The following is a 13,317-nucleotide window of genomic DNA, read 5'->3' on the forward strand; positions in this document are numbered from 1 at the left end:
ACTGCTGGACAGAGCCATGAATATCCTATAAATTACTGTTTTATCTAGGCATAATATGGAAATTTAATGTCACCTTCTTTACAGCGATTTCACTTTATAGAAGTAATGATTACATGGCATGGTTATGTTAACACCACGCACCTAACACGATTTTTTAACATACAACGACAAGCAGCCAGTCGTACATTTGGTAACTATAAAAAACAGCATCCCAGTGCTATTCTCTATGACGAATCGGTTAAAGGATTTGTTCCAGACAGTCACTTTAAATGCCGCTACAGCGCGCAACAATTTAGCGAATATCAACTACTCACCAAAAAACAGACACCACTTGCCATGGCAGGCATCATAGATATTCCACTGCCCACTCGAAACCCTAATCCTAAGTTAGCCCAGCCCATCTTAAGAGCTATTGAAGACACGCGCGCCATCGACATTGGTTATACATCACTAAGCAATCCACAATATAGCGATCGCATTATTGAGCCACACAGCCTAATTTTTGATGGCATGCGCTGGCACGTACGAGCCTATTGCCAACAAAATGGTGATTATCGTGACTTTGTATTGTCACGCTTTAACGGTGAAGCCAGTGACGAAGCCAAGGCGACTCATTGCATAGCTGATGATGAAAAATGGCATCAATTTCTTGATATTGAAATCATTCCCGACCCTCGTCTTACCCAAGCCCAACAAGATGTTATTGCTCTTGATTATCAAATGAAAAACGCTAAGTGTGTGATAACCACACGGGTTCCATTGATTAACTACTTACTTAAACGCCTACGACTAGACACCTATGCTACCAATCCGTTAGCCCAGCAAATAGTGTTAAGTGAGCATTCCCGTCAGCAAATAGCGCCTTATACCTATTGACGTGAGTGATTGCGATACACGCTAAAAAACACAGTATTGTTAGGCAGTTATAAAATTGTTTTAATGCGCCAAGTCAAAATAAACGCCGTCAACTCACGTAAACTGATATCAAATAGTAAGAGAATCAAGCATGGAACAGCTCACTGATTTAAAAGCAATATTACACTCAAAGCGCGCCAACATTTACTACCTAGAGTATTGCCGCGTGATGCAAAAAGATGGTCGCGTGCTTTACCTCACCGAAGCTAAAAAACAAAACCAATATTGGAATATCCCCATTGCTAATACCACTTGTATTTTATTAGGTACTGGCACATCAATTACCCAAGCCGCCATGCGCATGCTGGCACAAGCAGGCGTATTAGTGGGATTTTGCGGTGGTGGTGGCACGCCATTATTAATGGCTAATGAAATTGAATGGCTTAGCCCACAAAGTGAATATCGCCCAACTGAATATGTGCAAGGATGGATGCAATTTTGGTTCGACGATCAAAAACGCCTTGAAGCCGCCAAAATATTCCAATTAGCCCGACTCGATTATTTAAAACGGGTGTGGAAAAAAGACACCGACTTAAAAAATGAAGGGTTTGACACCTCCAATGAATCTTTCATCAAATCGCTAGAACGATTTGAATACAAGACACAAAATGCACTTAAAGTGACCGAATTGTTACAAACTGAAGCAACGCTGACTAAGCAACTCTATAGACTCGCCGCCAATGTGACTAAACACGGCGACTTCACACGTGAGCGTGAATCAACAGATAACGCCAATGCGTTTTTAAATCATGGCAACTACCTCGCCTATGGACTGGCCGCCACTACATTGTGGGTGCTAGGTATCCCACACGGGTTCGCTGTGATGCACGGGAAGACTCGAAGGGGAGCCTTGGTGTTTGACGTAGCAGATTTAATTAAAGACGCCATCATTCTCCCGTGGGCGTTTGTATGCGCTAATGAAGGCGCAACAGAGCAAGAATTTAGACAGCAATGCCTGCAAAGCTTTACCCAGCATAAAGCCCTTGATTTTATGTTTGAGCAAGTCAAAAACATTGCGATGCTAGATTGGATCAACGCTAATGACTAGCTGGCGTGTACCTGACTATCAGGCTCAAATAACTCCAACAGCTGAACAACTTGAATTAATAAGAGGACTCACCATCGGAGTTAAAATTAAGCGTCCCAATAAAGCCTATCTTATTGACGGTATGATCATGGTTGGTGAAAAGAGTGAATATCATGAAGAAAAGCCAGTACATGTGTCTTTTTGGCTAACATCTACTAAATCCCAAGTGCCATTAAACACACCTGTAACCTTTACCTTAATTGATAACTGCAACCCTATGGTTCAATTTGAACAAGCGACTTCTGACTTTGAATCTAGACTCCCCATTGAAATTATCGGAACTGTTCTTAGCCCCGTTAAGAGGATTGAGGGCAAGGTAGCCGATGAAGTAAAAAGGATCATCAACACATGATGGTCACGTTTATTAGTCAGTGTGAGAAAAACGCGCTTAAGAAAACCCGCCGCGTGTTAGACGCCTTCGCCAATCGCATTGGCGATAACACGTGGCAAACGGTTATCACCAATGAAGGGCTTAGTGCCGTTAAAAAGCTGCTGCGAAAAACGGCGACCAAAAACACAGCGGTAAGCTGCCATTGGATAAGAACACGGGCACGCAGTGAGTTGGTGTGGGTGGTGGGTAGTAAAAGTAAATTTGATTTTCAAGGAATTGTGCCAGTGAACATTACAGAGAAAGAAGTGCCAATGGATATACAAAAAAACAAGCCAATTAAAGGCGTTATTTATGCAAATACGCATTTACAGCGGCTTGATCATCATTTGTTTGCTGTTGGTTATGCGGCTGAGTTTTTACATCGTAAGTTTTATAATGAGAATAAGAAAAACCTTGCTGAGGCTTCGTTTATTGCTGGTTGTTTTCATGATATTGGAAAGCTCGACCCATCATTTCAAAGCTGGGTCGTTAAACCAAAAAATAAATCATATCAAGTGGAAGATGGGCAGCACATTGACGAAGCAAAATTTAGCTTTGAAAAATACCCACGGCACAATGAAATATCTGCACTCATTATTCAGTGCTTGAGTGATCAGTGTAAAGTCGTTAATAAACGATGTAAAAAAGCGATAAAACATGCTGTTTACTGGCATCATGCTAAACCTTTTCGCCCTAAATCTAAAAGTGACTTCGACACTTACGGAAAAATTTACAGTAAATTAAAGTCCCACTTAAAGGATGGAGCGTGGTCATTAATTACCGAAAAATCATTAGCTATGTTAGCAAACGTGGTTGAATTAGATCGCAAATATAAAGAAGAGGAGTCTAGTTGTCTTACGAAAGCATTTAAACAAGACATAGACGATGAAGTGCTAGAAAACTATGACGACACACCGTTGCCTAATTATAAAGATTATAAACAGTATGAGGGTGTTAGTGAGTATGAAAATAAGACACGTGAAAATGCAGAATTTAATGAAGTTCGCTCATGTGTGATCACGGCAGACAGATGGATATCTTCATTGTCAGCCAATGAGCTTTCAATGCATATTAAGCAAAAGACGCTAGATAGTTTTATTACAGACAAGCTTAATAACGATGTATTTGTTGAAAGCGATTTAGAGACTCATATTAACGAATGCATTGGAAATTTTCCTGATAGTGAGCGTAGTCAAAAGCAGTCAAAGGTGGCTAAGCAATTAGCTAACGATAGTGAGCATGTCAAAGTGTTAGCGGGTGCTGCGGGTTGCGGGAAAACAAAAATAGCTTTGGAATGGGCTGGTATACGTGGGGCGCAACAAATTATATGGGTTTGTCCAAGAGTGCAAATTTGTCAGGGAATGTTTACGGAACTGAAAGCCTCAGAAGAACCTTATTTAACCAACGCCACTGTAGAGATATTTACGGGTGAATATAAATATACTAATGACTTTTCGACGCAGACATCAGAGGATCAATATTTAACGGCAGATATTGTTGTTACCACCATTGACCAGCTATTAAGCAGCGTTATTAGCCATACCAAAGCAGATCGATTACTTAACTATTTAAGTGCGCATGTTGTATTTGATGAATATCATGAATACATCAATATGCCAGCGTTTAATTTATTATTTGCTGAATTAATTGCATCGAGAAAGTCATTGAATAACGGATGCAATGCGTTATTGGTATCGGCAACCCCACATCCTTATTATGTTAAAAATCTATTAGGCATTGATACTGATTGTGATGTCATTGAAATGGCATCATTTAATGACAGTGATTATCAGTTTAATTTTGTCACTTATGATGAAAGTAAAGAAGATGAAACCAATCCACTTTATGCGCTAAATAATGAGACAGCATTCATTATTAGTAATACCGCGACCACAGCACAAAAGAGCTTCATTAATAACTTGCAGGATGAAAATGCTATTTTGTTGCACTCAAAATATAAAAAGAGTGACAAGAAATCTCTATTTAATAAAGTGTTTGAGTCGTTCAAACGAGAAGGAAATCATGAATTTGATTTACTAAGAAGTGGGCCAATAGTGCAAGCATCGCTAAACATCAGTTGTAATGCGATGACATCTGAGGTCACCACGCCTGAGAATTGTTTACAACGAATGGGGCGATTGGACAGGTTCGGTGAAAATAATTCGATTAATCAATATACCATTGCTGTGCCTGAAACTTTTAATAAAGGAAAGGGAAGTGGCGCTGTTGCACGCTTCTTATCACGTTCACATGGTTTTTGTTCAGCCAAAGCATGGAATGAGCTGTTAATTGATAAAACTGATAATGGTCAAACGGTTCAAAAAATCCCAGACTTATATCAACTCTATAAATCATTTTATGCGCAAGATTCGTCAGCGATTAAATTTATTGAACAAGATATGCTTGCATCTTTAAAGCAAAGCGTTGGTGTTATTACTCATAAAGTGAGTGAACCAAGCACCATAGTAACACGTAAAAAACAAGTCAAAGAGCGGGCTAAAATAAGTGCAAAATCTCTGCGAGGAGATAGCCGTTTTGTTCAATTAGCAGTATGTAAGCTCGACAATAAAAACAGCCCCGAATTTATAGAAAAATATGCCTATGCAGTACCAACTTTAGAAAGAGAGCAAGTTGATAATTTAACGGCCTCTTGTGATGTCATTCAAGGCTATGGCGATAGTAATAATAATTTACTCACACACATGATGAAGAAGCATCACAATATTATGGGTGAAAAGAAAGCATTTAAAGATTTTATCTTATTAAATGATGCCAAAGACCCCGAATTTCCAGTGTATTTAAGCTATACCCCGAATGATTTATTGGCTGTTGGCGGCGAATCTGCCAGACATCGTTCTGCAATTTATTATGGCGAATGCGAAAAACAAGCCATTGGTTCAATCTCTATCAACAACTTAACTCAAAAAAAGGACTAATAATGAAAAAAGTAACAGGTATTAAAAGCGTAGATTTTAAAATTACAGCATTAGGGCATGGTGTGGTGAATTGGAATGGGCCTACATCACTTGTCGGTGATGGTGGGAAAACGGTAGATAATCATTCACTACCTAAGTTACGTGGTTATACAAATTTATCGGGTAAGGTAAAAGAAGAAACGGGTTACAAGTACCGAAAAGAAGCGAATGATATTGATTTTAAAGAAAATCCACTTTATATCAGCCAAAACTGTATTCGTCATCATTTATTCAGAAGCCAAGCTTTTGATGTACATTATGCTAATAAGAGCAAAATAGAAGACTTGACCAGTATGTTGGCATCCATTACAGGACTCGTTCGTGGATATGTAGTGCCATCGAGTCAAAATAAGCGAACAAGCCCATTATTGCTAGAAGATTTTGTTGATCAATTAGGTAATGGTAACTTTGAACAATTTGGCCAAGCAGGTGAACGCGACAATTCATCTTTTTATTCAAAAACGACCTTCGGAGATACAAAATATACGGCGTATGGGTCTATTAATATCGAACAGTTACAATTTATATCATTAGATAAAAAATATGACCGCGAAGCCATGAGTATTAAATCAGGGCAAGGAGAAGGCGTTGCACAAGCCGTGCAAGATTATATTCAATCATTGAATTCTTCACTTAAACCTATTGCCACTTTTCATGAAAACTATGTGCGTAACGGTACTATTTTTGAAGAGGGAGAAGTAGGAATACTACTCAATAATGATGCTATTCAAATATTAATAGAATATACGATTGAATTAATTAGTGAGCTGTCAATTCGACAAGCAAAGTCTTACATGTATGTTGATGATGTTGTTATTGACTATAACGATAGCAATAAGATGATGAGAATAAAGCGTGATGCAGGCAGTATTTCACCTCAACCTGACAGCGAATATGCCACATATTTTTACGCAAAGTAGGTGATTTATGAAAATAGAAATTAGCTATGAATCTAGTTGGCGGAATTCTTTTCTAGATGGTTCAAATGATGAACCACTTCCTAAAACTGGTCGTAAATTTGTAGGTTCTATGACTAGTCTAAGAAAGCCTGAAAATTATATGCCAAGGGAGGTTACTTTAAATACTGTCATGGGTATTTTGAATAGGTTGATTGGTGATCAGCGAAAGCTATATCAGGCTAAAAATCAGGAAGAATACTACTTTAAAAATATGGAGACTAATATTTCATGGAAAGATCGCCCCTCATATATAAACCAAGAGCTAACTTATATTCGTAATATTACCGGTAGTACAGATCAAAATTCATACACGGGAATGGTGAGTGTGGATGCTCCAATATTTTTATCTGACTATTCTAAACAGCTTTGGGGTGTGTTGGCACTTAATGAGCAAGAGCTGTGTGATTTTATTCTTGATAATAAGCCTGTTGAATCTGAAATAGAACATAATCCATTAGTCATTATTGGAAGGCTCGAAGAATTATTCAAATTAAAGCCTATAGAAAAAGAAGGGCGAATAGCTAATGCTTTCGATTATTTAAAGAAAGAGTTTGATAAATTCAACGGACTAAACAATAAAGAACAAATAACACTGATAAGTGTGTACTGCTCATCATTATATTTACAGTTAAAACGATTATCTGATAAATATGATGTGTCAACAGCAAAGACAAAAGCGGGTGGTTTAAGTGGTATTTCCAATAATGGTTTCACGAAAAAAGACTTTATGAGTAGTTACACGTCAGGTGAAAAGAAGAAAATATGGGGGAATCCGTATATCCGTAAAGAAAGAATAAAAGGAATAGGGGAAGTGACTTCTTTAATGGAAAAGGCTGGTGGAACATTAGATATAAATATAAATATAGAAAGAAATCAGGCGCTAGAGCTTAAAGAGTTGATAGATAATGCTGGAGTCGCAACATTTTATCTAGGGAAGAAAGGATTAGCTTATGTATCAAATATTCGTATTTAAGGAGTGTGAGTGATGGAATATTATATCGATATTAAATTGTTACCTGATGCTGAAATGCGCTTAAATGTGCTATTAGATAAAGTTTATACTAAGTTTCATAAAGCACTTTTTGACTTAAAAGCGACAGATTTAGGCGTAAGTTTTCCTGAGGTAAAAGTGTTATTAGGATCGAAAATACGTATTCATGGTTCGGCTGAAAAACTAAATGAACTAATGAATATTCAATGGATTGGCGGGCTTATTGGATATTGCCAATGCACTGAAATATTAGAAATACCTAGTGATGTTAAATATAGAAACATATCTCGCTGGCAAAGTAACATGAGTGAATCCCATCTTAGGCGTTTAAAGAAACGGGGAACTATCAAGGATGATGAAGTGAAAGCATATAAAGCTAAAATGTTTGCGGCTCAAATGACAACATTACCTTATGTCGAGTTGGATAGTGTATCGAATGGAAAGCATCATCGCCGTTATATTGAAACTGGAGATATACAGGATAGCTCAACGTCTGGAAATTTTGATTTTTTCGGGTTGAGTAAAACAGCAACAATCCCTTGGTTTTAACCATTAATTTCTGCTCTTTAAAAACTTGATATAAAACAAATAGCTACAACAGCCCTAAAATAAAGGGTAAATCCTTTAAATTTTAGGTAAATTATTGTTGTAGCTATTTTTTTGTCTGATATTATTCAGTTCACTGCCGCACAGGCAGCTTAGAAATTACAAAACTCTTTTAATTCATCCAGCTTTTTGTTCACTGCCGCACAGGCAGCTTAGAAAATTAGAATGCGCCAGCCATGGTTCTTTGCTAAGTTCACTGCCGCACAGGCAGCTTAGAAATAAGCCAAGTCAATCAAGGTATTGCGATTGCCGTTCACTGCCGCACAGGCAGCTTAGAAAACATTCACTGATTGTTTGAATGACTCACTAAAGTTCACTGCCGCACAGGCAGCTTAGAAAATAATGTTATTCCTTGTTTAGCGCTGCTTTGGGTTCACTGCCGCACAGGCAGCTTAGAAATCTTCTTCGTTACCGGACACTTGAATAATAAAGTTCACTGCCGCACAGGCAGCTTAGAAAGCTTTGATAGATGTTTCAACAGCAGCCGTATCGTTCACTGCCGCACAGGCAGCTTAGAAATGGTTAACTGTTGCCGCTGCTGGCAGTGCCACGTTCACTGCCGCACAGGCAGCTTAGAAAATACTGCCCCCCTTATTTGTTTTCTAGGTCAAGTTCACTGCCGCACAGGCAGCTTAGAAATTTATAGGGGCTATTTGTTGTATAAGATATAGGTTCACTGCCGCACAGGCAGCTTAGAAAGTTAGTTGCTTTTGGGGTTTGAATGTCTAGCCGTTCACTGCCGCACAGGCAGCTTAGAAAAGCATGACAGAACGCGAGGCATCATTTACGCGGTTCACTGCCGCACAGGCAGCTTAGAAAGCCACCAAGCGCGGTCAACTTTAAACCTAACGGTTCACTGCCGCACAGGCAGCTTAGAAATGTTTTGTATTCTTCGGCTTCTTGCGACAAGCGTTCACTGCCGCACAGGCAGCTTAGAAAATTAACTTTTGACGGCTAACCGTTCTTATTGCGTTCACTGCCGCACAGGCAGCTTAGAAAGCAGGATCAACGATGTAAACGCGAGAAGAACCGTTCACTGCCGCACAGGCAGCTTAGAAAGCTTATCATCGAGCTAGCTCTAAGAAAGGGTTGTTCACTGCCGCACAGGCAGCTTAGAAATTTGCGATCTTTCGGGCCTTATCTGCTGGCAAGTTCACTGCCGCACAGGCAGCTTAGAAATTTTATAATTGGTAAATGTGCTTCTGTTGAGTGTTCACTGCCGCACAGGCAGCTTAGAAATTCAAGGTCAACTTTTGCTTCTAGCGCCTCAGGTTCACTGCCGCACAGGCAGCTTAGAAAAAAAAAGGCTTTTCGCAGTTATTTGATTTAGAGTTCACTGCCGCACAGGCAGCTTAGAAATGCTAGTTCATTGTCGATATCACTGGCGACGTGTTCACTGCCGCACAGGCAGCTTAGAAATTGATGAATCCATCTCCAAAAAAAGATGGAACGTTCACTGCCGCACAGGCAGCTTAGAAAGTTAATTTTTGCCATTGCCACTTACCAGCGTAGTTCACTGCCGCACAGGCAGCTTAGAAATTAACGAACTGTTACGGCGCTTATCTAGCGCCGTTCACTGCCGCACAGGCAGCTTAGAAATATTGTTGCTTGGTGTACAGCCAGAAGCCGCCGTTCACTGCCGCACAGGCAGCTTAGAAAAACATCGGCACTTTCGCTTGTACGTATACCGCGTTCACTGCCGCACAGGCAGCTTAGAAAGATGGCGACGAAAAAGAAATCACGGTCATGTAGTTCACTGCCGCACAGGCAGCTTAGAAAATCTTAATAACGTGCGAGAAGAACATCTGTATGTTCACTGCCGCACAGGCAGCTTAGAAATTTGCTTTATTGGGATAACCAGCAACGCCAGCGTTCACTGCCGCACAGGCAGCTTAGAAAAAACGGGTGAATTACCGTTCGATTGGGCAGACGTTCACTGCCGCACAGGCAGCTTAGAAATAACCCTTGAAATATATAATAGTGAACTTTGTGTTCACTGCCGCACAGGCAGCTTAGAAATGTAAAAGCTGTTAATGATGACGGACGCACGAGTTCACTGCCGCACAGGCAGCTTAGAAATTTCCATCTGCTCCATCAGCTCCATGACGCCCGTTCACTGCCGCACAGGCAGCTTAGAAAATAATGGCGTTGACGTATGATCGCGATATTCCGTTCACTGCCGCACAGGCAGCTTAGAAAAGACACATTAACAGTGAAAACACTTTTTAAGCGTTCACTGCCGCACAGGCAGCTTAGAAAACTTAATACAATTAATCTTTATCGTTATGATAGTTCACTGCCGCACAGGCAGCTTAGAAAAAAAAACATAGATGATTGGAAAGCGGAAAAAGGTTCACTGCCGCACAGGCAGCTTAGAAAATAAACAAGCATGACGCTGCAACTAGACTTATGTTCACTGCCGCACAGGCAGCTTAGAAATAGCAATACACCTGTTAACGCGCCTAAGCCAAGTTCACTGCCGCACAGGCAGCTTAGAAAACCTGTGAACTTTTTTATCGGTGCTGTGATTTGTTCACTGCCGCACAGGCAGCTTAGAAACGAACGTAATAACCACGGTCACGCTGTATTACGTTCACTGCCGCACAGGCAGCTTAGAAATGTTACCTGGGATTATTCAAGAGTAATTAAAAGTTCACTGCCGCACAGGCAGCTTAGAAACGTTATCTAATTTGCGATAACTGCGGCACTGAGTTCACTGCCGCACAGGCAGCTTAGAAAGATAACTCAGTGACCAATGAATATGAAGATTCGTTCACTGCCGCACAGGCAGCTTAGAAATATCAATGATAGCAACAACGGTAGTCGGTGCAGTTCACTGCCGCACAGGCAGCTTAGAAATGTAATTGCAATGGCACTGCGTCTAACGTTCTGTTCACTGCCGCACAGGCAGCTTAGAAATGCTCAAAAACAGAAAGCGTATCGTGAAAGAAGTTCACTGCCGCACAGGCAGCTTAGAAATGGCCGATGATTGATTTGTAGTGTGGTAGTTAGTTCACTGCCGCACAGGCAGCTTAGAAATGCAGCGCCTGCTATATCAGCACCTGCCATTGGTTCACTGCCGCACAGGCAGCTTAGAAAATGTAGATTCTGTCCAACCTACACCATTATTAGTTCACTGCCGCACAGGCAGCTTAGAAATTTTTAAGCGTTGTTTTGCTTTCATCACTAAAGTTCACTGCCGCACAGGCAGCTTAGAAATGAATCATTGATAAACTCTCTTAGTAAACGTTGTTCACTGCCGCACAGGCAGCTTAGAAAAGTTGTCGAGCAGCAACACGAAAGTATTTCTAGTTCACTGCCGCACAGGCAGCTTAGAAAATGATGAATCTTTATGCTCATATCTTAATAAAGTTCACTGCCGCACAGGCAGCTTAGAAAAGTATCAGCGCCATTTGATACAACGTGCTTGAGTTCACTGCCGCACAGGCAGCTTAGAAAACTTATAGCGAAAGGTTAGATTGTCATGTTTTGTTCACTGCCGCACAGGCAGCTTAGAAATTTTAGCTCACGAACAATCGGGAATAAAAGTAGTTCACTGCCGCACAGGCAGCTTAGAAAAGTTAATTAGTGACGAGTCGAGGCCTTTTAATGTTCACTGCCGCACAGGCAGCTTAGAAATTGTGGCGCTTTGGCCAAAGGCTCGAAAGTTAGTTCACTGCCGCACAGGCAGCTTAGAAAAATTAGATACGCTATCCCAAGCGCCGCCGACGGTTCACTGCCGCACAGGCAGCTTAGAAATATGCGGGTTGTTTGCTCCCAGCTAATAGCCCGTTCACTGCCGCACAGGCAGCTTAGAAATTTAACAACCCGTCACTTTGGCGGGTTTTTTAGTTCACTGCCGCACAGGCAGCTTAGAAAATTGACTTAGCCGCCTTGGTGCTTGAGCCCTCGTTCACTGCCGCACAGGCAGCTTAGAAATGATAAACTCGCGCGCAAATACCCAATTTTTAGTTCACTGCCGCACAGGCAGCTTAGAAAGCTATGCTTGCCGCTGGCAAATTTAATAAACGGTTCACTGCCGCACAGGCAGCTTAGAAAAAAACAGCAAGCCGCTTATCTTGCGACTAAATGTTCACTGCCGCACAGGCAGCTTAGAAAATAACACTACGCCCAGTGATTTCTGCAACACTGTTCACTGCCGCACAGGCAGCTTAGAAATAAGTTACATTATAACCCATGAAAACAAAAGAGTTCACTGCCGCACAGGCAGCTTAGAAACAGGTATCAGAAGCATTAGTCACGAATTACGTGTTCACTGCCGCACAGGCAGCTTAGAAATTTAGCTTAAAAAAAGCGTGTCATATTGTCAAGTTCACTGCCGCACAGGCAGCTTAGAAAGTTCAGCTAGAGAAAATGCGCCGCGAAATGAAGTTCACTGCCGCACAGGCAGCTTAGAAAAATCGACAAACCTATAACAAAGGACTGAATAAGTTCACTGCCGCACAGGCAGCTTAGAAAATTTTAATATTTACTGATAATGGATCTTTCTCGTTCACTGCCGCACAGGCAGCTTAGAAATGCTATTGGATCTGTTAATGCTTACCGAAGCAGTTCACTGCCGCACAGGCAGCTTAGAAACAGTCGAAAAGTCCCATTTAAGGCTCCAATGCGTTCACTGCCGCACAGGCAGCTTAGAAAACGGTTATCAATTTCAGGAGTCTTAGGCTCCGGTTCACTGCCGCACAGGCAGCTTAGAAAATTAATAAACATTTGATGCTTACAATTTCTTAGTTCACTGCCGCACAGGCAGCTTAGAAAAAACAGGATTACCGCTACAAGAATATTCATAGGTTCACTGCCGCACAGGCAGCTTAGAAAATTAATGCTAAAAAACATAATCGGCAAAAGCGTTCACTGCCGCACAGGCAGCTTAGAAAGATTGAGATTGTGCCGCTGTCAGTGATTACGTGTTCACTGCCGCACACGCAGCTTAGAAAATGCTGTAAAATGCTCTGCATGATATTCGTAAGTTTGCTGCCGTACACGCAGCTTAGAAAATTCCGGTTTAGTGGCTAGCCATTGAAGCACCGTTTGCTTGCTGCCGCACACGCAGCTAAGAAAATTAATGAGCGTTGTTTGTGCCGCTAACTATTGTCAGCTGCCGCATAACCAGTTTAGAAATAGCATAAATTTTAATTCAAGGAGTAAATGATGAAAAAATTTGAATACAAGATGATCGATTCACAGGATGTGGCTTCAGCGGGACTGTTTAAGGGCAGAGCGATTGAAGATATTGAGGCTTACCTTAACCAGTTAGGCGCACAGGGTTGGGAGCTTGTTAATGCTGACTTTAGAGAGCTGGAAGGTGGAACTGAGTTTTCGGGTGTTATGAAACGCGAACTATAAATCAGTCAAATAAATAAGGGAGGTCGCTGCATGCTGCAACGGCCTCC

At 41.1% G+C, this 13,317-nt stretch carries 8 protein-coding genes and 1 CRISPR repeat array; all 8 genes read left to right on the forward strand.

Annotated elements, in window-relative coordinates; translation table 11 throughout:
• Nucleotides 1-66 precede the first annotated feature (66 nt).
• The 8 genes from ACMAZF_RS04110 to ACMAZF_RS04145 all read left to right on the forward strand — a co-directional run bounded on the left by ACMAZF_RS04110 (nucleotide 67) and on the right by ACMAZF_RS04145 (nucleotide 13,270).
• On the forward strand, nucleotides 67-876 hold the full coding sequence (locus tag ACMAZF_RS04110; protein WP_435276204.1) for a helix-turn-helix transcriptional regulator: 810 nt from the start codon (nucleotides 67-69) through the stop codon (nucleotides 874-876).
• Between the two features lie 130 nt (nucleotides 877-1,006).
• Entirely contained in the window at nucleotides 1,007-1,963 is a 957-nt protein-coding gene (gene cas1f / locus ACMAZF_RS04115) for a type I-F CRISPR-associated endonuclease Cas1f (RefSeq protein ID WP_435276205.1), read from the forward strand.
• A complete protein-coding gene (locus tag ACMAZF_RS04120) occupies nucleotides 1,956-2,354 on the forward strand; it encodes a hypothetical protein (RefSeq protein ID WP_435276206.1) in 399 nt (132 codons plus the stop codon). The genes cas1f and ACMAZF_RS04120 overlap by 8 nt, the downstream gene beginning before the upstream one ends.
• A complete protein-coding gene (locus tag ACMAZF_RS04125; RefSeq protein ID WP_435276207.1) occupies nucleotides 2,351-5,308 on the forward strand; it encodes a CRISPR-associated endonuclease Cas3'' in 2,958 nt (985 codons plus the stop codon). Before ACMAZF_RS04120 ends, ACMAZF_RS04125 begins: the two co-directional genes overlap by 4 nt.
• Before the next feature lie 2 nt (nucleotides 5,309-5,310).
• Nucleotides 5,311-6,267, forward strand: coding sequence for a type I-Fv CRISPR-associated protein Cas7fv (cas7fv, locus tag ACMAZF_RS04130; protein WP_435276208.1), 957 nt, complete (start codon nucleotides 5,311-5,313; stop codon nucleotides 6,265-6,267).
• A 7-nt stretch (nucleotides 6,268-6,274) separates the two neighbouring features.
• Nucleotides 6,275-7,279: a type I-Fv CRISPR-associated protein Cas5fv gene (gene cas5fv, locus ACMAZF_RS04135; RefSeq protein WP_435276209.1), complete on the forward strand. Its 1,005-nt coding sequence runs from the start codon at nucleotides 6,275-6,277 to the stop codon at nucleotides 7,277-7,279.
• Between the two features lie 12 nt (nucleotides 7,280-7,291).
• Nucleotides 7,292-7,846 carry a type I-F CRISPR-associated endoribonuclease Cas6/Csy4 gene (cas6f, locus tag ACMAZF_RS04140; protein WP_435276210.1) on the forward strand — a complete coding sequence of 185 codons (555 nt, stop codon included), beginning with the start codon at nucleotides 7,292-7,294 and terminating at the stop codon, nucleotides 7,844-7,846.
• A 128-nt stretch (nucleotides 7,847-7,974) separates the two neighbouring features.
• Nucleotides 7,975-12,985: a CRISPR direct-repeat array (repeat unit 28 nt; unit sequence GTTCACTGCCGCACAGGCAGCTTAGAAA).
• An 87-nt stretch (nucleotides 12,986-13,072) separates the two neighbouring features.
• On the forward strand, nucleotides 13,073-13,270 hold the full coding sequence (locus ACMAZF_RS04145; protein WP_435276211.1) for a DUF4177 domain-containing protein: 198 nt from the start codon (nucleotides 13,073-13,075) through the stop codon (nucleotides 13,268-13,270).
• Nucleotides 13,271-13,317: the final 47 nt, after the last annotated feature.

This window comes from Psychrobium sp. nBUS_13 (assembly GCF_051201665.1).
GTDB lineage: Bacteria > Pseudomonadota > Gammaproteobacteria > Enterobacterales > Psychrobiaceae > Psychrobium.